Source organism: Advenella sp. S44, assembly GCF_002810445.1.
In the GTDB taxonomy this organism is placed as follows: domain Bacteria; phylum Pseudomonadota; class Gammaproteobacteria; order Burkholderiales; family Burkholderiaceae_B; genus Advenella.
This window is the reverse complement of record NZ_NEXS01000003.1, coordinates 85,094-110,243: the sequence shown is the minus strand read 5'-3', so window position 1 is coordinate 110,243 and position 25,150 is coordinate 85,094. Positions and strand designations below refer to the sequence as shown.

Genomic DNA, 25,150 nt, shown 5'->3' with positions numbered 1-25,150 from the left:
GTCTCCGCAAATGAAGCCAGGCAGCTGCAAGCTCAAATGGCGTTCCGCCGCCTGTCCTTAAGGTTGTTTCGGTACAGTATAGCTTTTATCCCGGTAAACACTAAAGGGCCAAAGCGCGTGGGCACGTGCCAATTGAATCAGTGTCTCGTCAGGCGATATGGGTTCGAACGTTTCCGGCGCAGTATAGCGGAACTGTCGCGGATCCAGATGGGGCTCAAGAACCGTGAGGCGATCGCCTTGCAGATAGCCGTAACGGTCACCATATTGCATGATGGCCCGGTCGGGCGTCTGGCGAGTCAGATCCTGGCCGATCATGGGATGCTCGCATGCAGCGCCCGCCAGCGACAATAACGTAGGCGCCAGATCAATTTGACTGATAAGGCGGTCATCGCGGCGCGGCGTGATTGTGCCGCCAAGAATGACAGCCGGAATATGAAAATGCCTGAGCGGAATCAGGTCTGCGCCGAATACGCGGGAATCATGGTCCGCTACCACCACAAACACCGTATTGTCCCAATATTCGCGCGTTTTGGCCGTATCAAAGAAACGGCCGATGGCATAGTCCGCATAGCGCACGGTATTCTCTACCGACGCCGGATTGCCCGTGGTTTCAATACACCCCTGCGGATACTCCCAGGGCGAGTGATTGCTGACACTGAATGCCAGAGTCAGCGCCGGTTCGCTGCGCGTCTGATCTTCCTGCAACAGACGATCAAGCTGATTGAACATATCTTCGTCGCAGTAGCCCCAGGTACCCAAAAACGCCGGATCCTTGAACTGGGGGCCGTCCACCACCTCACGAAAGCCATTGCCCAGGAAGAAGCCTTTCATATTATCGAAATGCGCTTCGCCTCCGTACAGAAACCGCGAATGGTAACCATGGTGCTGGCCCAGCACATCGGCGATGGTAAAGAATCCGCTTTGCGCGCCTGGCAGCTTAAATACCGACTGGGTGATGGTAGGAGGAAACCCGGCAGACAGCGCTTCGAGCCCTCGCACCGAGCGGGTTCCCGTCGCATAGGCGCGGGTAAAGCCCCAGCCCTGATCATACAGGGCATCCAGGTTGGGGGTCAGCGGCTGTCCACCCAGCGTCTGCACATATTGCGCACCCAGGCTCTCCTGAACAATCAGCACGATATTAAGTGGCCTGGCCCCGTTGCACGTTACCGGCTGCACATGCCGTGTGGCGGCACACTTGCCGGGATCGGTCGCCACTTCGATACCGGCCTGCTCACACACGATCCGGTTCATTTGCTCGGCCGGCATTTTGCCATAGACGTCTTCAGCCGACATTTCATATTTCATGGCATAGATCGCGTACTGCAGGCTATACATGGAATTGAGCGCCAGGCTATTGACCATGCCGTCGCCGGCAAACGCCACAGTAGACGGATTAATGGGGCGCTTCTTGAGCGTACCGCGAATCATGAGAAAGCCTGCGCCCGCGTATACCAGCGACTCAATGGGCCTGAGCCACCAGGGTCCCAGCGGCGTTGGCATATAGCCTGAAAACAGATGCAGCGCCAGCACAATCATCACAGCAAAAACCAGCAACCCCGCAGCCAGCACTTTCTTGTAGCCGCGCCACAGCATGCCGCAAACTTCTTTGGGGTGCTTCAAATATTCGACAAAGAGCCGATTCGGACGCGAGTCATATTCGTCGATGAACTGGGGGGTACATATTTCCATGAATACGCAACCGAGCCACCAGACACCAAACCAGATGCCCGTCACTGTCACGAACCACTGGCGCTCTTGCAGCCATGGCGTAAGCACCGCCGGCAGCACAGCATACGTTGCTATCTGATTCAGGTCCATGCGCAAGCCGCCCAGAAATACCCGGGCAAAGCCATCGGCTGCCGCAACGCGCTTGCGCTGCCACAGTACTAATAGAATACGGCTGACGAAAAACACAAGAAACAGTGTCAGAACAAACGTAAGCAGTTGATATCGCAAAATAACTTCCAGAAGCCGCAGCAAACGTGGAGTATACGCAACTCTACTGAAAAGCAGTGTAATATTTTTCTAAAAGCCTGACCGGTTGCTACGGTTTGAACACGTCCTTTTCAAAGCCAACACCAGAGGCCAAAGCATCTGATCAGCCGCCAGATCCTGGCCAAGCCAGCCGGTCGAACTGCGCTGTAACGGACTATGCTTTGTGTGACTCGCCCTCGTGCGCGATAGGCCGGGTGCGCGGACGACCTCGCCTGCCCTGCATGGGGCGACGGCTGGCCACCGCATTCAGCTGCTCGATAAATTCGGGCGAACCCAACGCCCATTGCCCGTGCAGGGCCTGTGCAATCTGTTGCAATTGTCCCGAAGACAGGCCTTCAGTGTAGTGGTGCTTATAGGCCGCCTGCCGGTCAAAGGGCGTGTTGCCGGAAGACCAGTAGTCGGCGTGGTCGTTCAGTGCCGGCGAATATCCCATAAAGGCCCCCGTATGAAAACCCGCAGAAGACCACGGCCATAACTCGCTGTCGCTGGCGCCCTTTTCCCTGGCAACCCATGACTCCAGCCAGATCATCGACGGAATGACCCAGGCTCCCGGCTCAACCAGCGTTGAACGGTAGCGCCCGCTGAAGACAGGACCTTTGCGCAGCGTGGTGGCCAGATTCCGACCCAGCATCTGGATCAGGCGCGACAGCGATTTGTCGTCGCCCGGCGTGGCCAGCAGCAAGATTCCGTCATCGGTCAAAGTCCAGGCATGCAACATGACGCCATGCCTGGCATAGCCATCGAAAAGCCATTGCTGCAGCGTATCGAGCGTGCGGCTGCCCGACGCTGCTCGCGTTGAAAGCGGGAATAAGAACCGTGCGTGAACCAGTTGAGGGATGCCAGGAGCGTAAAGCCGGGGTAAACGGGCCATGAGATGTACTGTACACTGGGTAAGCAGCCGCAATGGCCGCAAGAACCGGTAAACCTGTGGGTTATCGGCGATTTTTTGCATGTATTGTAACCGTGATCGAAACAATGCTATGGTAGAAGATAGCCTTAAACTTGGCAAAAATCGACAACAATCATCATATTTTGGAGCAAGGGCTTGACCATGAGTGAAAAATTCGAACTTTTAAGTGAACATTACTGCTTTAATGGCTCGCAGCGTTTTTATCGACATACGTCTAGCGAAATTGGCCTGCCAATGCAGTTTTCTGTCTTCATACCGCCGCAAGCAGCTCGCGGCCCGGTTCCTGCGCTCATTTACCTGGCCGGCCTGACCTGCACCGAAGAAACATTCATGACCAAGGCCGGTGCGCAACGCATGGCAGCCGAGTTGGGCTTGCTCCTGATTGCACCAGACACCAGCCCGCGCGGCGCGAATGTGCCGGGCGAAGACGAAGGCTGGGATTTTGGCACCGGTGCCGGATTCTACCTAGATGCGACCGAGCCAGGCTGGAAAGACAATTACAAAATGTACAGTTATATCACCCGTGAAGTACTCCAGTTCATCCCCGAATTTGGCGGCGATCAAAGCCGCACCGGCATTTTCGGCCATTCCATGGGCGGGCACGGCGCACTGACCATTGCACTGAAGAATCCCGAACTGTTCCGTTCCGTATCGGCTTTTGCACCGATTAGCGCTCCAATGGAGTGCCCATGGGGCGAAAAGGCGTTCAGCGGCTATCTCGGACAGGATCGCACAACTTGGGAAAACTACGACGCCAGCAAACTGATAGAAAAAGCCAAAACGCCTTTTCCTGACGGCATCCTGGTTGACCAGGGGCTGGCCGACAAATTCCTGGCCGACGGCCAACTGCTGCCCGAGTTGCTTGAGGCGGCCTGCGCCAAGGCAGAACAACCATTGACACTGCGCCGCCATGAGCATTATGACCATGGCTATTATTTCATTTCCACGTTCATGGAAGATCATCTGCGTTTCCACGCCGAACGCCTGAAATAACAAGCAAGAGGCACACCGGGGACCAGCGGGTTCCCGGGCCGCTGATATCTATTAATACCGGCAGCCATGATGTCCCATGTGCTCCATTACGCACGCCGCTGTCATAATCTGAACAAGACAACTGAAGGAACTACCCAGGCATAGCGGCGGTCTTATAATAAAGAGCGTTAGCCTGGATGAACGCAACGCGGTCATTTGTGGTTTTATGACGGCCAGTTGCTTGCTGGCACTGGCTCACAGCAGTCGCGTTGCCGGCAATCGCGGAACCCGATAGCTCTGCGTTGCATGTGAGCAACCGAATGCTGGCTGTTTTATCCCGGTGTAGCCGGTGCGGCTGCATAACCGTTCGAAACGGAACTTTTTAGCTTATGCGCAGTCAATATTAGCACTCGGTGACAGAGAGTGCTAATATATAAGTACTTTGAATATTCCTTGTCAGGAGATATACAAAATCATGTCAAATCAAGCGCTTACGCTGCAAAACTCGATTGCCTCAGCGATTTCCAATCCCGGGGCGCTAGGCACGATCGAATCTTATATCAGTGCAGTGAACCGCATTCCCATGCTTACGCCAGAGCGCGAAAGGGAATTGGGAGAAACGCTTCAGGAAAAAGGCGATCTGAACGCCGCGCGCGAACTGATCATGTCTCATTTGCGGCTAGTTGTCTCCATTTCCCGCCAGTACCTGGGTTATGGGTTGCCTCACGCTGATCTTATCCAGGAAGGCAATATCGGCCTCATGAAAGCGGTCAAACGTTTCGACGTGACCCGCGGTGTGCGGCTCGTCTCCTTTGCCGTGCACTGGATCAAAGCCGAAATTCATGAATACATCATCCGCAACTGGCGGCTGGTAAAAATCGCGACGACCAAGGCGCAGCGCAAACTGTTCTTCAACTTGCGCAGCATGCGTGCCGATGGTCAGACGCTTACGCCCGAGCACATTGAAGGCATTGCCTCCAAACTTAATGTGCGTCCCGAAGACGTCAGCGAAATGGAAGTTCGCCTGACCGGGCGCGACATGTCGCTGGAGTCCCAGGACGACGATAGCGATGACTTCGCGCCCATCTCCTACCTTTCCGATGATGGAGAGCAGGAGCCCGGCATGGTGCTGGATCGCCGCGCCCATGACGATATGCAAGGCGCCGGCGTATCCAACGCGCTGGCGGTCCTGGATCCCCGCTCCCGTCGTATCATCGAGGCGCGTTGGCTTCAGGACGAAGGTGGCGGCTCTACGCTGCATGAACTGGCCGACGAGTTTGGTGTCTCGGCAGAGCGTATCCGCCAGATCGAATCGGCTGCGCTCAAGAAAATGCGTGGCGCATTCGCCGCATAACGCAATTGCTTCAGCCACAAAAGGGCGTCCTTGTGATGCCCTTTTTCTATGGCGCCGACGCTCGCGGGGTGCTGCGTTATCGTGCTCGCAATGATTCGTGCGACCCGGCTCGAGCACGCTCCTCACTCCTCACTCCTCACTCCGCACTCCGCACTCCCCACCTTAGTCCGAAGCCCATGCTCTAAGCGTAACCGGCTGAAATATTCCGGATAGAACTTTCGGAACTTCGCAGGGCCGGCCCTGACTAATCACCATGATTCGCTCATCCGTGTCCTTGACACTTGGCCGGATCCGTCCGTTTCTGCTTCTCCTCTTTCCCCTCCCCTTTGAAACGGATGTTCAGGGCGCTTCTTTTGAAGCCCCTTTTTTTTGTCCGCACCAAAAATATCTGTCTGCACAAAAAATTATCCGGGTATAGTGGGTTTCCGCAGTATCAGAATATTGTTCTCTTATGGAAATCCAATACTTCGTATTTGCACTGGCCGGATTATTGACAATTGCCTGCTTTATGCCATCTCTGGCAAGTCGGCTGGGTCTGCCTCATACCGTCACACTTGCGATTTTGGGCGCTGCGTTGGGGCTGGTAGTCCAGGCCAATGGCGTTCACCTGCCTTTTATTGGTGACTTCCTGCACGCCCTGCACGGATTTTCCATCTCCTCGCAAACATTTCTGATTGTTTTCCTGCCGATCCTGTTGTTCGAAACCTCCATGGCCATGAATGTGCGCCGCATTATGGTCGACATCAGTCCAATATTGACCATGGCGATCGTGGCCGTGCTGGTTTGCACTGTCAGCGTGGGCCTGATCATGGCCGAGTTCTCCGGCCACAGCCTGGCGATCTGTCTGCTGCTTGGAGCGATTGTTGCCACGACCGACCCGGTGGCCGTAGTAGGTATTTTCCGAGAGGTGGGTGCCCCAAAACGCCTGACGACGCTCGTGGAAGGCGAATCCCTGCTCAATGACGCGGCGGCCATTGCCCTGTACACCGTTTTTATATCTGTCATAACGCGTCAGGCGGAACTCAGTATTGAAAGCATTGCCGGCCACTTCCTGTACAGCTTCCTGATTGGCGGCCTGATCGGTTTCGTATTCGGTCATATCACGTGCCGGCTTTTTCATTACATGCGCGGCTGGCCGACCGCCGAAATCAGCCTGACAATCTGCACAGCCTATCTGACCTTTTTCATTTCCGAACACTATTTCCACGTTTCCGGGGTCGTTGCCACCGTGGTTGCGGGGCTGGTCGTGGGTTCGGCCGGACGCACAAGAATGTCGCCGTCCACCTTTGAGCAACTTGGGCATGCCTGGGAGCAATTCGGCTTCTGGGCCAATTCCTTGATTTTCATTCTGGCTGCCATGCTTATTCCTCGATTGGTCGTGGATATGAGCCTGAAGGAAGCATTGCTGGTCGTCCTCCTGTTTATCACCACGCTGGCCGCACGTGCCGCCGTGGTGTTCGGCGTGATCCCGCTACTGACACTGCTGAATATGTCCACCCACGTAAGTCGTCCTTTTCGTGCCGTCATGTGCTGGGGAGGCTTGCGCGGCGCCATTTCGCTGGCACTGGCGCTGGCAGTCACCGAACAGACCGCAATTGCCGCAGATGTGCGCCATTTTGTCGCAGCGGCGACCACCTGCTATGTGCTGGCAACATTGCTGATCAACGGTCTGACCTTGCGGCCGCTCATCTCCAGACTGGGATTGGATCAGCTGAGTCCGGTCGAACAGGGACTGCGCAATCAGGCACTGGTCATCGCCCTGGATGACGTCAAGGAACAGACCGATGAACTGGCCGGCCTGCTGAAAGTGGAAACCAGTGCCAAGAAGCAGGTGGATGCGGTGTTCGCCAAGGGGATGGCCGATATTCAAAAGGACGAAACCGATCACCTGAACAAGGGCGAGCGGTTGTCGGTTGCGCTAGCCATTATCTCCAACCGAGAAGAAGAGCTGTTTTTTGATTCGCTCAAGAAGCAGCTGATCCCATGGCAGGCGGCACAGACACTCTTATCCAATGCAGAAAACCTGGGCGATGCCGCGCGCGCTGGCGGCGCCAGGGCCTACACCCGAGCGTTGCGTCACGATATTCGTTATACCAACGCCTTCAAAATTGCACTGCGCTTGCAGACCAATTTCAATTTCAGCCCATGGCTGGCTCATGAACTGTCCCAGCGCATTATCAAACTGATCAGCAAGCACTCGGTAGTCAGCCAGTTGATCCGCTTCTGCAAGGACGACCTGACGCCATTGCTGGGGCAGCAGATCGCCGGCAAGGCAGAACGGATCCTGGTCGCGCGGCTGCACGCCATCGATAACGCGCTCAGCGCCCTGAACCTGACCTATCCGGTTTATGCGCATTGGACACAGGAAGACTACCTGGCGCGTATTGCCCGTTCGCTGGAAGTGACGCGCTATAACGAAATGCTGGAACAGTCGCTGGTTACCAAAGAGGTGTATAACAATCTGATCTCCCAGGTCAATATGCGCTGGGAGCCCCTGTTTCGCCATCCCAGCCTGGATGTATCGCTTAGCGCCAAGGAACTGGTCAAGCGCGTGCCCTTATTCGAAGAAATGGACGACACCGCGCTGACCCCTCTGAGCAAGCTGCTCAGGCCACGCCTGATGTTGCCCAACCAAACCGTGCCGCAGACCGACAGACATGGGCATAAAGTCATGTTTTTTGTGGCGTCGGGCGCCGTGACGATCACCCTGCCCGATTCGTCTCGCGTAGAGCTGGGCTCGGGGCAAATGCTCGGAGAACTGAGCATGCTGACCGACAAGACCCTCACGCAAAGCGTGCGCTCCATGGGTTACTCAAAACTGCTGTTTCTGCAAGCCAGGGATTTTCATGCGCTGATGAAAAAATTTCCCGATATCAAAGAGAAAATCGACCTGGTGGTCAAACAGCGCTTGCGGGCGCTGGAAGTATGGGAACAATACGCGGAAAAAACCGCAAGCAAAACCGATCATAAGAACGAATCAGAAACAGCCGCCGCACCCGGCGGCATATCTGCCCGGTCAGAAGCGCAACGCGAGGAGTCGATGCCTGTGTCAGGAACGGTGCAGCCAGATCTTCGCACCGCAGGGACGGGCACTTCAGCCACCAATATGCCGGGAACCGACACCGCAAGCGATGCCATGCCCGGAACTGACACTTCAAATACTGGCGAACCGGAGACAGACACCTCAGGCACCGGCACGCCGGAAAACGAGCATCTCAAGCACTGATCGCCGGGAACAGCACCTGGACGCCCTGGCAACGCCCAAACGGACGCCTCACGCACTGTGGCGGGTTGGCGGGCCGGGAAAACGGGGGACCCGTCCTGCACCACAGTAGGGGGATTGCGAGATGAGGGAACCGCAACACAGGGCCGATGACGCAACGCATAAAGGCGAAGTCACCGCTACGCTACAATAAGTTCTGGATATCGGCCGCGATCGCTTCCGGTGGCGTATTGGGCTTGATCAGCAAGCGGGACTCGCCTTCCGTATCCAGCACATACAAGCCGGAACTGTGATCCATCGTGTAGCTCTGGTCGCTCTCGACTTTTTTGTAGTAGGCCTTGAAAGAAGCGGCAACCTTGGCAATTTGTTCAGCCGATCCTGTGAGACCCACAAATGACGGATCAAAGGCGCTCACATACTGCTTCAGGACGGCGGGAGTATCACGTTCAGGATCGACACTGATCATGATGACCTGCACCCGGTCGCGCTGCTCGGGCGTGAGTTTTTCCTTTACCTGCGCCAGCTCGGCCATGGTAGTGGGACAAACGTCAGGACATTGTGTAAACCCGAAGAAAATCACCATGACCTTGCCGTGGTAGGCCTGCTGCAACTCAATTGCCGTGCCATCGTGATCCACCAGGTCAATATCCTTGCCGAACCCGGTTCCTGTGATATCGGTGCCGGTGAAAGCAGCTGAAGACGCCGGCGCGTTCGCGGTGGATGCATTGGCAGATGTTGTGCCGACATTGTCTGGCGCACCATTGTCACACGCTGCCAGCATGACAGCCATCGCCATTGCCAGGACCGTTCGGGTCGCAAATCGCAGGGGCAGAAACCGCTTCATTATTCACTCCAGGAAACAACAAAAACCGTGCACACGGAACTTCACATACATAAGCTACCGCCGGGAACGTTGGCCGGCGCAGTAAAGGGAAAATCACACTTGTCGTCACCCTCCGGCTTGCCGACAGGACATGACGACAGGAAGCAAATTGGTTAGCCAGCCAGGCCGGACATCAAAATCCAGTGATCGACCAGCAACGCCAGAAACAACAGCGACAGATAAAGGATCGAATAGCGGAAGGTCCTGCGCGCCAGCTCATCACTGTACGCCTTGTAGAGCTTGTACGCATAGCCGATGAAAATGGCGCCCAGCACAAGTGCGCTGATCAGGTACATATAACCGCTCATGCGAATCACAAATGGCAATATGGTGATGACCAGCAGCATCAAGGTATACAGCAGAATATGCAGGCGCGTGAAGTCCTTGCCGTGCGTGACCGGCAGCATGGGCAGACCGGCATTGCGATAATCATGTTCGCGGTACAGCGCCAGCGCCCAGAAGTGCGGCGGGGTCCAGACAAAAATAATCAGCACCAGCAGCCACGCTTCAGCCGGCACCGCATTGGCAACCGCCGCCCAGCCCAGTGCAGGCGGCATCGCGCCGGACAAGCCACCAATCACGATATTTTGCGAGGTGCGGGGCTTGAGAATAATGGTGTAGATCAGCGCATAACCGATGAAGGTGGCAAAGGTCAGCCACATGGTCAGCGGGTTCACCAGATGATACAACACCAGCATGCCGGCTCCGCCTACGATGCCCGACAGGACGATGACCTGCAAAGATGTGATCGTGCCCTTGGCCGTGGGCCGGCGTGCAGTTCGCAACATGCGCGCATCAATCTCAAACTCAATCAGGCAATTGATGGCAAATGCAGCGGCCGCAAGCAGCCAGATACCGACTGTCGCAGCAATCAGTGTCTGCACCGGCGGCAGCCCCGGCGAAGCCAGGAACATGCCGATAACTGCGCAAAACACGGCTAGCTGGGTCACGCGCGGCTTGGTCAGGACCAGATACTGTCGCAACAGTCCGGCATCAGAATGAATAGCAGTTGTCATAGTGGCAGAAATGAACCTTTGCCGCCGCGGGACATACGCACCAGCAGCGTGACGCAGGCGATGGTCAGCCCGGCAGCGCCGCCTGTGTGCAGCACCGCGATAAGCAGCGGCCATTGAAAGAAAATGGTTGTCAGTCCGGTCAGTACCTGAACAATAAGCAACGCGATCAGCAGATCGGCAGGCCCTTTAAGACCGGGTTCCCGCCGCGCGACACAGGCCAGCGCGAACAGGAAAACAAAAACTAAAACAGCAAAATTGCGATGGGTCCAGTGTATCGCGGTCAGCGCTTCCTGGGAAATAATTTCACCGGTCGGCAACTCGCCCAGCGCCCGCACAAGGGAATAACCGCCAGCATAATCCATCTCAGGCACCCAGGCGCCGTGACACGTCGGGAAATCCATGCATGCCAGCGCCGCATAGTTGGTGCTGACCCAGCCACCGAGAAACAACTGCACGATCAGAATCACAAACCCCACAGCCATCCACGGTCGCCAGTTGCGCGCACGGGCGGCAATACCCACATGGGGCTTTTCGCGTGCAGCCAGCCATGTCATCATGGCCAGCAGCAGCATGCCCAGCACCAAGTGCGTGGTCACCACCAATGGCATCAGTTTGTGCGTGACCGTCCAGGCGCCAAAAGCGCCCTGTACGCAGACAGCGATCAACGTCACCGTGGCCAGCGCCGGTGACCGGCCAAGCTCGCGCCGATAGCGCCAAGCCATGTACACGATGCCGATAATCATCATGCCCAGCAAGGTGCCCCAGTACCGGTGAATCATTTCAATCCATGCCTTGGACATGGAAACCGGGCCAAAAGGTTGCTGCTCCAGCGCAGTGGCGATATGTTCGGAGGCGCCCAAAGGGCTGGCCTTACCGTAGCAGCCGGGCCAATCGGGGCAGCCCAGCCCGGAATCAGTCAGGCGCACAAAGGCGCCGAACATAATCAGATCCAGCGTAAAAAACCAGGTCAGAAATACCAGCCTGCGGTAGCGGGTGCGTATGCGCTCAATTGCCGAATTCATAAGCATCAGCCAATGGTCGAAGCGTGCAGCAGTTTGGCCAGGTCACCGCGAAAACGTATGGGATCTGTTTGATTGCCAGGGTAATGCATAATCAGGTTGCCATTGGGATCGATAATCCACAAATAAGAGTCCATTTTCTTTTCCACTGCAACTTCATCGCCGGTCCTGTCGGCTTCGTCCAGCAGAAATTGACTCAGCGCCTTGGGATCAGCCCGCAACATGATCGTGCCTTTATAGGCTTGCAATACTTTATCGGGCACAGGCTGGTCATCCGTGACGAACCAGACTCGCTGAATGCGCTGGACGTTCTTGCCCTGGCTGGCGTGTCCGTTACGCGTAAAATGCAGCTTCTGGGCGCAGGAATCGGGGCAGGCGCCGCCATCGGAGGTCAGCAGCAGCCATTTGCCCTTCAGTGTCTGAAGATCAAAAGGTTTGCCGTCCAGCGTGGTCAGACGCAGCGTATCTGCTGACGGCATGGGGCGTTGCGGCTGCACGAAATTGCCGTAATTGGTCGAACCATCAGGTCTCAGCGAAGGCACATAATAAAGCAAGACCGCCGCAAGCATAGGCACGATACATGTCAGCATGATCAGATACAAGGGCATATTGGAGCGCTTTACGGCCGACTTTACGGCAATCCCGGATTCGGACGGGCGGGTGGTATTCATGACGACGACGTTTCCTTTGTACTTTTCAGACGCAGCCGGATCAGGCTGATCAATAAGGCCAGTGCAGCAATGGCGGCAAAAGCGAACCACTGAATTGCATAGCCCGTATTCGTATCCGCATCAATGGAAGGATGCGGCCAATCGCGAACCAGCCCCTGCTCAGAGGGACCAGTCTGCATCAACACCAGCGGCAACATATGCAGGCCGCTGACCTTGGCAAACTCGGCCAGATCCAGATTCTGTACTTGCGGCAGCGGTCCGCTGCTTTGCGGAATCTGTTGTGGCAACTGCGCGACCGGCTTGGCGCCAAAATTCCACAGTTCAAACAGGCGCGGAACACGCAGGGCAATGTCGCCACTTACTGTCTGGCGCCCTTCGGGCAAGGGGAACTCGGGCATGGCATCAGGTGTTAGCACCTGTGGAAACCACCCGCGCAAAACCATGACAGCCTCGCGCGAGCCTTCCTGCAATAACATGGGCGTTGCCAGCCAGTATCCGGGGCGACCATTCTGGTTTCGGTTAAGCAGTACGCTGAACGCGCCCAGCCAGTGCCCCGCTACAGTGGCAGGACGCCATTGGACGATATCGGAAGACCGGATATGTTTGTCAATGGTCAGCGGCGGCAGCGCTCGTCCGCTTTCGATACGCTGAGCAATCACCCGGCGCTCATCGGCGCGATGCAATTGCCATCGGCCCAGAGAAACGAAAATCACAGTCAGCAATGCCAGCAGAATCAGCATCGTTACTGTTTTCCAGTTTATTAATTTCCGTTTCATTACTACAATATTCTATTCCAGTCAGGAGTTAACCCATGCGTATCTTTATCGGACTCGCCTTTCTCGTGATCATAGGCAGTCTGGCATCCGCCTTTTTCTACCTTATGCGCGACAAAGGCACAACCAATCGCACAGTCAACGCACTTACCGTGCGTATCGGACTATCTATTGCGCTGTTTCTTTTCGTACTATTTGCCCATCATATGGGCTGGATCGACAGTACCGGCTTTACGCAGAGCGCGCACTAAACAACGGCCACGATCCATTACCAAATATTTGCCAGGGCTTGCCAGCCCGTTGGCAACATGCGCCAGAGCCTGCCATTGAGGCAGCGGGGCAACACCACTTGACATCATACCGCCAATGACTGCGCTTTGCTGTAACAGCGTCTTTTTATGCTGAAACAGCAAAGGGTCGGCTGACCGACCCTTTGCCTTATTTTGTCGCGTAGCTGTGTATCAGAACCAGTAAACGAACAAATACAAGCCCAACCACACCACGTCCACAAAGTGCCAGTACCACGCGGCGCCCTCGAAACCGAAGTGATTGTCGACGGTAAAGTGACCGCGAATCAGACGAAACAGGATGACTGTCAGCATGGTTGCGCCCAGCAGGACGTGGAACCCGTGAAAGCCCGTAAGCATATAGAACAACGAACCGTAAATACCGGAGTCAAAACGCAGGTTCAACTCGGAATAGGCATGAATGTATTCCTCAGCCTGGAAAAACACAAAGGTGAAGCCCAGCGCGATCGTAATGAACAGCCAGATAATTGCGCTCTTGCGGTGCTCAGCACGCACTGCGTGGTGAGACAGCGTCAGCGTCAGGCCCGAAGTGAGCAGCAGCAAGGTATTGATCGTTGGCAGCCAGAAAGGACCCACCGTTTCAAAGTGACTCACAATGCCCGCAGGACCCAGGTTCGGCCACTGGCCGGTAAAGCCGGGCCAAAGCAGCCATTGGTGGTCCATGTCGCTAAGCCAGGGCGTCGTCACTTCACGCGCATACCAGAGCGAACCGAAGAAAGCAGCAAAGAACATCACTTCGGAAAAGATGAACCAGCCCATACTCCAGCGGTAAGACAAGTCCACGCGCTTGCTGTTCATACCTGTTTCGGACTCGCGGATAGCATCGCCGAACCACTGGTACAGCACCACGAATAAACCAAGAAAGCCGACCAGCACCACATACTTGCTGTACGGAACATGGTTAACCCAGCCTACAGCACCAAGCAAAATAAGCAGCAGTGTGAAACTGGTCTTAACCGGATGGGCCGAATCGGCCGGCACGTAATAATACGGTGCTTCTTTTACCTGAACCGAGTGGCTCGCACTCATAATGTTCTCCCTCATGGAACGCTTTCAACAACTAGGTGAGGCTGGTAATTGCCCAGCGCGCCACCATCACCAATAAAATAATAAACAGGACTGTCGCTATGATGCCACCCAGGATCAGATGTACCGGATTGAGCCGTGAAATATCGTCCTGATAGCTGGAGCCGCGGCGCACGCCGAACAACCCCCACAGCACTGCTTTCATGGTCTGAAAGAAGTTCAGCTTTCTCTTGGATAATTCCCGCAAATCGTCACTCATTGCCACATCCTTCCTGAATGTGTCAGAAGCCTTTACGCTTCTGACAACACATGACCGAAAATAGCCCACAGGAAGATGACGATTACCAATCCAAACAGGATCAAACCGGTAATTCTGTTCCTACGTTTTTGCTCTGGCGTCATAGCGTTACGTTACTTGACAACAGGTGGCGTTTCAAATGTATGGAACGGCAGCGGAGAAGGCAATGTCCACTCCAGCCCCTCTGCGCCTTCCCATACCTGGGCAGTCGCCGTTTCACCGGATCCACGATATGTTTTGAGCACAACGTACAGGAACAACAGTTGCGAGATCCCGAACCAGAAGGCGCCAATCGTGGCAATCTGGTGGAAATCGGTGAACTGCGGCGCGTAGTCAACATAGCGACGCGGCATACCGGCCAGTCCCAGGAAGTGCATCGGGAAGAACGTCAAGTTGAACGAAATCATGGTAGACCAGAAGTGAATCTTGCCCAGTTTTTCGTTGTACATGCGGCCTGTCCATTTTGGCAGCCAGTAATAAGTGCCTGCAAACAGCGCAAACAGGGAGCCGGCTACCAGCACGTAGTGAAAGTGAGCCACAACATAATAGGTATCGTGTACAGCGATGTCGATCGGTGCCACCGCCAGGATCAGCCCGGTAAAGCCACCTACGGTGAACACAAAGATAAAGCCGACGGAAAACAGCATTGGCGTTTCAAATGTCAGCGAACCGCGCCACATAGTCGCAACCCAGTTGAACACCTTCACGCCAGTCGGAATGGAAATAAGCATGGTGGCGTACATAAAGTACAGCTGGCCTGTGACCGGCATACCGGTCGCAAACATATGGTGCGCCCAAACAATGAACGAGAGCACAGCGATCGCTGCAGTCGCGTACACCATGGAAGCGTAACCAAACAGGCGCTTGCGCGAGAAGGTAGGAATGATTGCCGAGACAATACCAAAAGCCGGCAGAATCATAATATACACTTCAGGGTGTCCGAAAAACCAGAACACGTGCTGATACAGAACAGGGTCGCCACCGGCAGCGGCGTTGAAAAAGGCCGTACCAAAATGGCGGTCAGCCAGCAGCATCGTGACTGCGGCAGCCAATACGGGCATCACAGCGATAAGCAGGAAAGCCGTAATCAGCCATGTCCAGCAGAACAGCGGCATTTTCATCAGCGTCATGCCAGGCGCACGCATGTTCAGAACGGTTACCATAATATTGATGGCACCCATGATGGACGAAGCACCCAGAATATGGACAGCAAAAATGGCCATATCCATACCAGGACCCATTTGCAGGGACAGCGGCGCATAAAGCGTCCAGCCGGCAGCCGTTGCACCGCCAGGAACGAAGAATGATCCTGTCAGCAGAATGGCGCCAACAGGCAGCAGCCAGAAGCTGAAGTTATTCATCCGCGCAAAAGCCATATCGGAAGCGCCGATCTGCAGAGGAATAATATAGTTGGCAAAACCAACCAGCGCGGGCATGATCGCACCAAAAATCATGATCAGACCGTGCATGGTCGTGAACTGATTGAACAGGTCGGGCCGGAAGAACTGTATGCCCGGTTCAAAAAGCTCGGCGCGAATCAGCAACGCCAGCGCGCCACCTTCCAGTAGCATCAAAAACGAGAATAACAGGTACATCGTACCGATATCCTTGTGATTGGTGGCAAACAGCCAGCGGCGCCAGCCCGTTGGGGCGGCGTGGTGATGGTCATCATGTCCGTGATGATCAGGAGCGTGACCCACTACAGTACTACTCATTTTTGACTCCTTGCCTGCTGCGTGCCTGGCTTGCAGATATCACAGGCGCAATATTGCGAATATAAAGTTCTGAATGTCATTTTCATTGTGCTGCTACTTTCTGCTGCTCGGCAATCCACTTGTCGTAGTCTTCAGCAGACACGACGCGGACAACGATTGGCATGAATGCGTGGTTCTGACCACACAACTCGGCACACTGGCCGCGATAGACCCCGATTTTATCGGTACGGAACCAGGCATCACGCAGGAAACCAGGAATGGCATCTTGCTTTATACCCAGCTCAGGTACAAAAAATGAATGAATGACGTCATCGGCTGTCAGCACGACGCGAACTTTTTTACCTGCGGGAACAACCAACTCGTTGTCCACTTCCATCAGGTAGGTATTGGATTTCTCGGCGCCGCCATCAATCTGGTCGTAAGGCGTCGTCAGATTAGACATGAAACTGATGCCCTTGGCCTCGCCATCGACGTATTCATAGCCCCACTTCCACTGATAGCCGGTCGCCTTGACCGTGATATCGGCATTACTGGTATCTTTCATTGCCACAACGGTTTTCGTTGCCGGCAACGCCATGGCGATCACGATAATGAACGGCACGACCGTCCATGCCACTTCCACGCCCATGTGCTCATGGAATACGGAAGCCTTGAAACCCTTGGATTTGCGGTGCGCCCAGATCGAATAGAACATGACGCCAAAGACGCCAATAAAAATAACAGTACAGATAACCAGCATCATGGTATGCAGACTGTACATGCTCTCGGCGATTTCGGTGACACCCTTATGCAGATTGACTTGCAATACCTTAGGACCACCTGGCATATCCTGGACGTCAGCCCAAGCCGTACAGGCTGGCAGGAGCGCTCCAAGACCAAGTAAACCTTGCAACTTCTTCATGTTGACCTCATTTTTGTGCGCTTTTCCGTTTTTCGTATGAAACTGATCGGATCGCGCCTGATTATCGTAGCTGACGGCAACCGCATAAAGCGTACCAATCACAACCCTTTGCGGTACAGGATTATACCGAAGACGCCTTAACCTGTGTCAAAGATAGTTCATTTAACCATATAAAAGCGCACGCGAAGCGGCGCGGGAACGTTTTGCGAATACAATCGTTGCATGTTTGACACGACATTGATGCAACCTTGAACCGAATTCCCGCCCTTTACGCCGCCCTGTTGCAATCAATACAGGAAGTGCCGCCAGAATATTCATTGCCGCTGACCATCGCTGGCAAGCTGGCCGGTTTTATCACGCCACAGGCACTTGCCGCCATCGCTCATTTGCCGCAGGTGCGGACCACTGCAACCGCCGTACACCTTGCCGATCCAGGGACGCCCCGATTTGAACTGGAGCCGCTGCTGGCTGACATCGCTATTATTTTGCGCGACGCAGGTCTGCTCAAAACCTGGCGAAATGAACTGCTCACAGTATATGCCGAAGGAGAGAATCTTGCAAAAATGGAACGTTCGGCCATGCGTCCGCTGGGCCTGCTGACACATGCCGTCCACTTGAACGCCTGGACGCCCGACCTGCAACTGTACATCGCCAAACGCGCCATGACCAAGGCAACCGACCCGGGCATGTGGGATACGCTGGCCGGCGGCCTTGCCAACGGCTCGGAAGATCGGGAACAGGCGCTGCTACGCGAAACGCTTGAAGAGGCCGGACTGCCTGAAAGCGATCTCACATGCCGCACGCCATTGCGCACGCTGCTGCGCATGCACCGTCGGTTACCCGAGGGCTATCAGGTGGAGGACATTTTGGTCAGCGACTGCATTCTTGCGCCACACGTCGCGCCGCGCAATATGGACGGCGAAGTATCGGAAATCCGGATCGTCAGCCAGCAGCAGGCAGTTCAACTGATAGCCCAGAGACAGATTACCCTGGAAGCATCCCTTGTTATACTGGAAGGCATGCTCAGCCGCAGCTCTGAAACATTACTCGCGCAGTTTGCCGCACAGCATCAAAACGCAGGGAGAACTTCATGACGAACAGCAATCCGTTTGATCGACCGGGCCTGGGGGCCGACAGCGCCAGCAATCCCATCATGCAAAGCCTGGACATGATGAACAAGGCCTGGCAGCAGTTTGCACAAATGCAGCACGCAGGCAATCCGGTCTTTTCCATGCCACCCGCACTGAATCCGGAAGACTTGGATAAGCGCATCCAGGAACTCAAGAGTATAGAAAGCTGGCTAACCATGAACCTGTCCATGCTCTCGGGCACGATCCAGGGACTGGAAATCCAGCGCGCCAGTATTCACACCCTCAAAACGTTTGTCGACACCCTGCAGACACAGAACCAGGATCGCTCGCTGGACGATCTGTTTGGCCTGAAAAAGACGGCCGCCGCCGAACCGGCCAAGCCAGCCGGCAAGTCCAAGACAGGCGGCAAAGAAAAAGCCACCGACAAAAAAAGCAAGGATTTTGCGGCCGACTCAGTTAGCCAGGCCTCGCAGGCATGGTGGGACATGCTGCAGGGACAATTCTCGCAATTGGCACAGGCTGCAACCCAGGCTACGCAGGCCATGCATAAGGAACCCGCTCCCGTAAAAACACCGCCCAATCCGGAGCCCGATGTACCGGCCGACCCGCAAGAGCCGGTCAAACCCGCGGCGAAAAAACGCACCGCTGCCAGCCGCCCTGCCACAAAGCGCCGCGCTGCAGGGCGCAACACGACCTGACACATCTCTTTATACAAAAGGACGCCATCGCTGCGTCCCGTCTCTTGTCCTATTTTTTTCCAATTCCAACTTTACGACACACCTATCTATGTTAAATATCGTCATTCTCGCAGCAGGTATGGGTAAACGCATGCAGTCGGATCTGCCCAAGGTTTTGCATACCCTGGCCGGCAAACCCATGCTCGCTCAGGTCATCGACAGCGCACGGCAACTTTCTCCCGACCGCATCATTGTGGTGGTAGGACACGGCGCTGACACGGTAAAAAATGCCTTTGCCGATCAAACCGACATTGAATATGCTCTGCAACAGCCCCAATACGGCACAGGCCACGCCGTCCAGCAGGCGCTGCCGCTCCTGGTCGGAGGCGACGATGCCGCCGACACCACTATCGTGCTGTATGGAGACGTCCCGCTGGTGCAGCCGGCCACACTGAAACGATTGCTGCAGGCTCGCGCCGACGGCATGGCGGTGCTGACAGAAACGCTGGCCGACCCAACCGGGTACGGACGCATCATTCGCAACGACAGTGGACAAGTGCAGCGCATTGTCGAACACAAGGACGCCACCGAGCAGGAGCATAAAATTTGTGAGGTCAACACCGGCATTTTGGCTGCGCCCACGGCAAAACTGAAAGACTGGCTGGGTCGCATCAATAACAATAATGCACAGGGCGAGTATTACCTGACCGACACCATCGCCCTGTCGGTCCAGGACAACGTACCCGTCAATGCTGCCCAGCCCGATGCCAATTGGGAAACCCTGGGCGTCAACAGCCGCGTGCAGCAGGCGCAGCTGGAACGCGCCTGGCAGGCTGAACAGGCACAGCGCCTGCTGGTACAGGGTGTCACGCTAGCCGATCCCGCCCGCTTTGATCTGCGCGGCACGCTCAAATGCGGACGTGATGTCTTTATTGATGTCGGCTGCGTTTTTGAAGGCAAGGTGATATTGGCTGACGGCGTGCGCATCGGCCCGCATTGCGTGCTGCGCGATGTGACATTGGGCGCCGGCACCGAGGTAGAAGCATTCAGTCACCTGGAGCAGGCCACGGCAGCTGAAAACGTCAAAATCGGCCCATACGCCAGATTGCGTCCCGGCGCAGAACTGGCTGCCGATTCTCACGTCGGCAATTTTGTTGAGCTCAAAAAAACGAAACTCGGCCAGGGCAGCAAGGCCAATCATCTGAGCTATCTGGGCGATGCCGAGATCGGCGCCCAGGTCAATATCGGGGCAGGCACCATCACCTGCAACTATGACGGCGTAAACAAATCCAAGACCATCATTGAAGACGACGTCTTCGTAGGGTCCGATACGCAACTGGTAGCACCCGTTACCGTGGGTAAAGGCGCTACACTGGCGGCCGGCACTACCTTGACCAAAGATGCACCGGCCAACAAACTGACGCTGTCGCGCATTCGCCAGACAACCGTGGAGAACTGGACACGACCGACAAAGAAACAAGACTGATGGCATGAACCAAGCCTCTGACCGCAGTTCCGATACATCCGCGCCCGCCGCGCCCAGAAACTCCACCGGCCTTCCCGCTCCCGCCCGTTACTGGGCGGCGGGGGCGCTGCTGTGCTGTATCGGCGTCACGGTGCTGGATGCCAATATCGCCAATATCGCCCTGCCGACCATCTCACGAGAACTGAATGTCGGCGAAGCAGACTCCATCTGGATCGTCAACGCTTATATGATTTCCGTGATGGCGACCCTGTTGCCATTATCGGCGGTGGCAGAACGCGTCGGCTTCAAGCGGATGTTCCGGCTCGGCCTGGGACTGTTTACGATTGCCTCGCTTCTATGCGCGCTGTCGGGCAATCTGCCTAGCCTGGTCGCCGCGCGCATGCTCCAGGGGCTGGGTGCCTCTTCCATGATGTGCCTGTTCGGCGGGCTGGTGCGCCATATTTACCCGGCGCATAAACTGGCTGCGGGCATCAGCATCAACGCCATGACGGTCGGTGTCATGTCTGTGGTGGGCCCTTCCGTGGGCGCGGCTATTCTGTCTGTCGCCTCGTGGCCATGGATCTTCGGCTTCACGGTCCCGATCTGCCTGTTTGCTATGTATGCAGCCGGCTATCTGCCCGAAGCGGCCTCACCCCGTAAGGGTCGCTTTGATTATCTGAGCGCCATACTGAATATTGTGACGTTCGCGTTGTTGCTGATCGGCCTGGATGCTATCGGCCGCAATCCCGGACGAGGCCTGTTGGTGCTTGCAATTGCGACTACCTGTGGCTACTTTCTGATCCGGCGCTCCTTACCGCAGACCAACCCGCTGGTGCCCGTCGATCTGTTTCGCTACCCGATTTTCAAATACGCCGTCATCGTCTCTGCGCTTACGTTTACGGCACAAATGATTTCCATGCTGGCTTTGCCGTTTTATTATCTGCATAATTTGGGCATACCCCTGCAAAAAGTCGGACTCCTGTTTGGCGTCTGGCCCGTCGGCAGTGTCGTCATCGCTTCACTGTCAGCCAAACTATGCCGATATTTCAAGGCGTCGCTACTGGCCGGTATCGGCGCGGCATTGATGGCTATCGGGATTATTTCGCTGATGGCGCTGCCTGCTGACATTTCCCTTTGGTATTACGTTGCCCCCATGTTTGTGGCTGGTATGGGATTCGGCTTCTTTCAAACGCCCAATAACCGCGCCATGCTGCTGTCCACGCCGTTAAAGCGCAGCGGTGCGACAGGTGGCGTGCAGGCGACCACACGTCTGTTCGGCCAGGGTATCGGCGCAGCATGCGTGGCCATCAGCTTCCATATCGACCAGCACAACGGCCCGATGTATGTCATGGGCTTTGCCAGCGCACTGGTTATAATTGCGGTTATCATCAACCTGTTCCGCTATGTCAAAGGTCTTGACAGTGATGCCTGCTGAAGCCGCCAATCCCGCAAGACGCGCCACACTGGCCGTTGCGCTGATCGTCAAGAATGAAGCGCATCACCTTGCGGCGTGCCTGGATTCGGTTGCTGACTGGGCCGATGAAATCGTCATTCTGGACTCGGGCAGTACCGATGCAACTGAACAGATTGCGCGCCGTTATACACAGGCTTTCTACACCAGCGCCGACTGGCCGGGATTTGGCCCGCAACGGCAACGCGCACAAACGCATGTTACCGCCGACTGGATTCTGTGGCTGGACGCTGACGAACGCGTCACTCCAGAACTGCGCGCCAGCATTGAAGCCGTACTGCAAAACCCGGCACCCAATACGATTTATCAGGTGGCGCGCCTGTCCTGGGCCTTCGGTCAATTCATTCGTCATTGCGGCTGGTATCCCGGTCACGTTGAACGACTACATCCCAGGACGCTGACGCAATACGATAATGCCCTGGTGCACGAATCGCTGGTGCTACCCGCCGGGGTTGACCTTGCCACCCTGAAGGGCGATCTGCTGCACTTTACCTACGCGACGGTCGATGAGCATTTGCGCAAATCGGCGGGCTATGCCATTGCCTGGGCAGAGCAACGCGCTGCCGCCGGAAAGAAGGGATCGCTGGCAACCGCCACACTGCATGCGGTCGCGCGTTTTTTTAGAACCTATTTTCTGCGCCTGGGCATATTGGATGGCAGGGCCGGCTTTCTGCTATCGGTCATGGCTGCGCAATCGGTCTTCAATAAATATGCCTGCCTGTGGTCCCGCACCAGGCAGGCCAAGCCACCGCGCTAATTCAGCACAAGCATAGTCATCATGAAAATCCTGCAGGTAAATTTCGAAAAAGGCTGGCGCGGCGGTGAACGCCAGACACTTTACTGCATGCGTGCCTTTCGCGATGCCGGCCACCAGGTGGCTCTGCTGGCGCGAGCCGGACAACCACTGGCACAGGCGGCGCAACAGGAAAACTTTACCGTTGTGACACGCCAGCGGCCATTTGAACAGGCATTGTATTTGCTGCAGCATGCCCGTGACTTCGACATCGTCCATGTACAAACCGCTGGCTCGCTTACCTGGGCAGCCATCACGCGCCGTTTTTTCGGCAAGGCGCGCTTGGTATTTACCCGCCGCACCTCCCTGCCCGTCAACCCGCAACGACAATGGCGCACCCTAAGCAAGTGGCGCAAGGCAGATCTATTTGTGGCCATCAGCCAGATGGCTGCGACCGAGCCACGCAGGCTGGGGATCGATCCCATCCTGATTTCCAGCACGATCGAACCCAGGCAGATCAACACAGCGCATGCGCAGCAGGTCCGTGACGAATTTGCCATTGGCCACAAAAAAGTGCTGGCCACCACGGCCGCGCTCGTTTCCGTCAAAGATCCACTGACGCTGGTTCGCGCCATCGCCCGGCTGCATGCGCTGCGACAGGATTTTATTTTCCTGCACTTTGGCGCCGAGGGAGATTGCTCAGACCAGGCCCGGGCACTGATCCGGGAGCACGGCCTGCAACAGGTATATCACCTGGCCGGCTTTCGCCAGAACATCGAAGATCTATACAGCCTGTTTGATATTTTTGTCATGGCCAGTCGCGAAGAAGCATTAGGCAGCAGCGTACTGGACGCGTTCGCATTGCGCATACCAGTAGTATCGACCAACGCCGGCGGGCTGGCCGAGCTGCTGGATGATGAGCGCGGTTATTTATGTGAGACAGGCAATGACGCGGCAATGGCCGCAGCCCTGCAACAGGCGCTGGCGCACCCATTAGAGGCCAAGTCACGTGCCGACAAGGCATGGCAATACGTACAGGACCACCATGATATTGGCCGCATGAGCGCACGCTATCTGGCTCAGTTCGAGCAACTGACCAGCCTGACTCGATAGCGCAGATCTCGCCACACGAATCAAGCACGGGGATGAACGTATCTCCCCATAACTCGCAGTAACAATTTATGGATTAATCAAGCGATCACCTCATCGCCCCCACCATGCATTCTCGTCAACCACGTTAGGGGGAAAATTTTCTTGTACCGATTTCAACTATCAAACACTGGTGCCTTAGCATTAAATTTAGCCGATAATCAACCAGTTTCTCATGAGAATTTGAGACTAATTCCGCTATAGCTTCGCAGCAGCCAGGATAGTAAAAAAATTACAAGTACACGCGCTACGAAATCTAGGGCACGTTAGTGCCCTTTGTTTTTTGTACTGAGACAGAAAAATAATTTATTCACACGAGACTTCGGCTTTTACTAATTTCTATGGCATTACGTACCCAGTTTCTACAACACCTTATTTTTCGCCGTGAAACCGTGGAATCTCATAATATTTATCCCTATAACTTAGCAGCGGTTAAATCTCTGGATCGTTTAGAATTTCACCCAAAAATTACCTATTTGGCCGGAGAAAATGGATCAGGCAAGTCCAGGCCTCTCGAAGCAATTGCTGTTGCCTATGGCCTCAATCCAGAAGGTGGGACCCAAAACTTTAACTTTAATACGAGACCGTCTCACAGTTCGTGAGCAGACCATATTCGGCTGGCCAAAGGACTCAAGCCCAGCAGAAAATTCTTTTTGCGTGCAGAAAGTTTTTTAACGTTGCTACAGAAATTGAAAACCGCAATTTTTGATGTTAATTCTTGTTAAGAAAATTGCTGGGAATTTTCGGCAGTTTCAACCGTCTGAGCGTAAGATTTTTCCGTTTTCTGAGATGCCCTCTGGTGCATTGCCCGTCATTGCTGCATATTGCTTGCAATGCGCGGTACGCCTCAATCTATGGCAACCTGCGTTTCGAACTTGCTGCGATGAACCGAGAAGAAACTGCGCACGTTCCGTACATTTTTCTGCGCGGTAAAGAATCGATGAACCAAAGCATGATAGGCCGGCATATCCTGAACCTGCACAATCAGCACGAAATCGGGACCGCTGGAGACCCGGTAGGCCTGAAGAATACTTTGCTCGCGGGCCACACTTTCTTCAAAATCGCGATAAGCCTCTGCCGTTTGCACGTCCAGAGTGACTTCAACAATCGCAGTCAATGTCGTAGCCACACGTGTCGGATCAACAATGGCCACCGTTTTCTGAATGATGCCCCGCTGGTGCAACTGGCGTACGCGCCGCAGACAGGTAGGGGCTGACGCATGCACAATCTCAGACAACGCCTGGTTGGTCAGATTACTATCTTTCTGCAGCTGCTGCAGAATGCGCTTATCCAGCTCGTCAAGTTCCATTTTTTCCTCTCAATTCCATTAAGCGGCCTGCCGGCGTGCAGTCTGCCCACGCGCGACCTGTCACAGTGCGCAAAGGTCGGCTCAGCCATTTCGCCCCGAGCTTAATTTCACCTTGCCCGCGATGCCGCACTGTTCGCGATTCGCTATCTCATTCGTCGCCATGTGCATGACTTCGCTACCCACAATGCGCA

General features: G+C 55.3%; 23 protein-coding genes and 1 pseudogene. 11 read left to right on the top strand and 13 right to left on the bottom strand.

What is annotated here, in order from left to right:
* Positions 1-57 precede the first annotated feature (57 nt).
* Both CAP48_RS04465 and CAP48_RS04460 read right to left on the bottom strand, forming a co-directional pair.
* Entirely contained in the window at positions 58-1,956 is a 1,899-nt protein-coding gene (locus tag CAP48_RS04465; RefSeq protein ID WP_100694830.1) for an LTA synthase family protein, read from the bottom strand.
* A gap of 193 nt (positions 1,957-2,149) precedes the next feature.
* Entirely contained in the window at positions 2,150-2,947 is a 798-nt protein-coding gene (locus CAP48_RS04460; protein WP_242444333.1) for a hypothetical protein, read from the bottom strand.
* Positions 2,948-3,046: 99 nt separating this feature from the next.
* Between CAP48_RS04460 and fghA the strand changes: the two genes are divergently transcribed.
* The 3 genes from fghA to CAP48_RS04445 all read left to right on the top strand — a co-directional run bounded on the left by fghA (position 3,047) and on the right by CAP48_RS04445 (position 8,457).
* The gene (gene fghA, locus CAP48_RS04455; protein WP_100694828.1) at positions 3,047-3,898 is read left to right on the top strand and encodes an S-formylglutathione hydrolase; all 852 of its coding nucleotides are present in this window, start codon (positions 3,047-3,049) and stop codon (positions 3,896-3,898) included.
* A gap of 454 nt (positions 3,899-4,352) precedes the next feature.
* Positions 4,353-5,231, top strand: a complete 879-nt coding sequence (gene rpoH, locus CAP48_RS04450; protein WP_100694827.1) for an RNA polymerase sigma factor RpoH — start codon at positions 4,353-4,355, stop codon at positions 5,229-5,231.
* Positions 5,232-5,682: 451 nt separating this feature from the next.
* Positions 5,683-8,457, top strand: a complete 2,775-nt coding sequence (locus CAP48_RS04445) for a cation:proton antiporter (RefSeq protein ID WP_100694826.1) — start codon at positions 5,683-5,685, stop codon at positions 8,455-8,457.
* A 181-nt stretch (positions 8,458-8,638) separates the two neighbouring features.
* Here CAP48_RS04445 and CAP48_RS04440 read toward each other — a convergent pair whose 3' ends face one another.
* The 5 genes from CAP48_RS04440 to CAP48_RS04420 form a co-directional block, all read right to left on the bottom strand.
* Positions 8,639-9,298 carry an SCO family protein gene (locus CAP48_RS04440; protein WP_100694825.1) on the bottom strand — a complete coding sequence of 220 codons (660 nt, stop codon included), beginning with the start codon at positions 9,296-9,298 and terminating at the stop codon, positions 8,639-8,641.
* A gap of 152 nt (positions 9,299-9,450) precedes the next feature.
* On the bottom strand, positions 9,451-10,353 hold the full coding sequence (gene cyoE, locus CAP48_RS04435; RefSeq protein WP_100694824.1) for a heme o synthase: 903 nt from the start codon (positions 10,351-10,353) through the stop codon (positions 9,451-9,453).
* Positions 10,350-11,363: a heme A synthase gene (locus CAP48_RS04430; RefSeq protein WP_100696598.1), complete on the bottom strand. Its 1,014-nt coding sequence runs from the start codon at positions 11,361-11,363 to the stop codon at positions 10,350-10,352. The genes cyoE and CAP48_RS04430 overlap by 4 nt, the downstream gene beginning before the upstream one ends.
* A gap of 17 nt (positions 11,364-11,380) precedes the next feature.
* The gene (locus CAP48_RS04425; protein ID WP_242444332.1) at positions 11,381-12,043 is read right to left on the bottom strand and encodes a hypothetical protein; all 663 of its coding nucleotides are present in this window, start codon (positions 12,041-12,043) and stop codon (positions 11,381-11,383) included.
* Positions 12,040-12,819 (bottom strand): SURF1 family protein, encoded by a 780-nt coding sequence (locus tag CAP48_RS04420; protein WP_242444331.1) that lies wholly within the window; start codon positions 12,817-12,819, stop codon positions 12,040-12,042. The genes CAP48_RS04425 and CAP48_RS04420 overlap by 4 nt, the downstream gene beginning before the upstream one ends.
* Positions 12,820-12,854: 35 nt before the next feature.
* On the opposite strand from CAP48_RS04420, the gene CAP48_RS04415 reads away from it, so the two are divergent.
* Positions 12,855-13,067, top strand: coding sequence for a twin transmembrane helix small protein (locus CAP48_RS04415; RefSeq protein ID WP_100694822.1), 213 nt, complete (start codon positions 12,855-12,857; stop codon positions 13,065-13,067).
* A 210-nt stretch (positions 13,068-13,277) separates the two neighbouring features.
* Here CAP48_RS04415 and CAP48_RS04410 read toward each other — a convergent pair whose 3' ends face one another.
* The 5 genes and pseudogenes from CAP48_RS04410 to coxB form a co-directional block, all read right to left on the bottom strand.
* Positions 13,278-14,153 (bottom strand): cytochrome c oxidase subunit 3, encoded by an 876-nt coding sequence (locus tag CAP48_RS04410; protein WP_100694821.1) that lies wholly within the window; start codon positions 14,151-14,153, stop codon positions 13,278-13,280.
* A 31-nt stretch (positions 14,154-14,184) separates the two neighbouring features.
* Positions 14,185-14,409, bottom strand: a complete 225-nt coding sequence (locus tag CAP48_RS04405; protein ID WP_100694820.1) for a DUF2970 domain-containing protein — start codon at positions 14,407-14,409, stop codon at positions 14,185-14,187.
* Positions 14,410-14,441: 32 nt separating this feature from the next.
* Positions 14,442-14,552: a cytochrome oxidase small assembly protein gene (locus tag CAP48_RS20405; RefSeq protein WP_242444330.1), complete on the bottom strand. Its 111-nt coding sequence runs from the start codon at positions 14,550-14,552 to the stop codon at positions 14,442-14,444.
* 9 nt (positions 14,553-14,561) lie between these two features.
* Entirely contained in the window at positions 14,562-16,163 is a 1,602-nt protein-coding gene (gene ctaD, locus CAP48_RS04400) for a cytochrome c oxidase subunit I (RefSeq protein ID WP_100694819.1), read from the bottom strand.
* A gap of 88 nt (positions 16,164-16,251) precedes the next feature.
* Positions 16,252-17,064, bottom strand: a pseudogene (gene coxB / locus CAP48_RS04395) (cytochrome c oxidase subunit II); the annotation flags it as partial.
* 248 nt (positions 17,065-17,312) lie between these two features.
* On the opposite strand from coxB, the gene CAP48_RS04390 reads away from it, so the two are divergent.
* From CAP48_RS04390 to CAP48_RS20015, 7 genes are all read left to right on the top strand, one after another.
* Complete coding sequence (locus CAP48_RS04390) at positions 17,313-18,158, top strand: NUDIX hydrolase family protein (protein WP_242444329.1); 846 nt, start codon at positions 17,313-17,315, stop codon at positions 18,156-18,158.
* Positions 18,155-18,853 carry a PhaM family polyhydroxyalkanoate granule multifunctional regulatory protein gene (locus CAP48_RS04385; protein WP_100694817.1) on the top strand — a complete coding sequence of 233 codons (699 nt, stop codon included), beginning with the start codon at positions 18,155-18,157 and terminating at the stop codon, positions 18,851-18,853. The genes CAP48_RS04390 and CAP48_RS04385 overlap by 4 nt, the downstream gene beginning before the upstream one ends.
* Positions 18,854-18,941: 88 nt before the next feature.
* Positions 18,942-20,318: a bifunctional UDP-N-acetylglucosamine diphosphorylase/glucosamine-1-phosphate N-acetyltransferase GlmU gene (glmU, locus tag CAP48_RS04380; RefSeq protein WP_100694816.1), complete on the top strand. Its 1,377-nt coding sequence runs from the start codon at positions 18,942-18,944 to the stop codon at positions 20,316-20,318.
* Between the two features lie 4 nt (positions 20,319-20,322).
* Positions 20,323-21,732, top strand: a complete 1,410-nt coding sequence (locus tag CAP48_RS04375; protein WP_100694815.1) for an MFS transporter — start codon at positions 20,323-20,325, stop codon at positions 21,730-21,732.
* Entirely contained in the window at positions 21,722-22,525 is an 804-nt protein-coding gene (locus CAP48_RS04370) for a glycosyltransferase family 2 protein (RefSeq protein WP_100694814.1), read from the top strand. Before CAP48_RS04375 ends, CAP48_RS04370 begins: the two co-directional genes overlap by 11 nt.
* 21 nt (positions 22,526-22,546) lie before the next feature.
* Positions 22,547-23,614, top strand: a complete 1,068-nt coding sequence (locus CAP48_RS04365) for a glycosyltransferase (protein ID WP_100694813.1) — start codon at positions 22,547-22,549, stop codon at positions 23,612-23,614.
* A 377-nt stretch (positions 23,615-23,991) separates the two neighbouring features.
* Complete coding sequence (locus CAP48_RS20015) at positions 23,992-24,252, top strand: hypothetical protein (protein WP_153045652.1); 261 nt, start codon at positions 23,992-23,994, stop codon at positions 24,250-24,252.
* 245 nt (positions 24,253-24,497) lie between these two features.
* Here CAP48_RS20015 and CAP48_RS04360 read toward each other — a convergent pair whose 3' ends face one another.
* Positions 24,498-24,959, bottom strand: coding sequence for an Lrp/AsnC family transcriptional regulator (locus CAP48_RS04360; protein ID WP_100694812.1), 462 nt, complete (start codon positions 24,957-24,959; stop codon positions 24,498-24,500).
* Positions 24,960-25,150 lie beyond the last annotated feature (191 nt).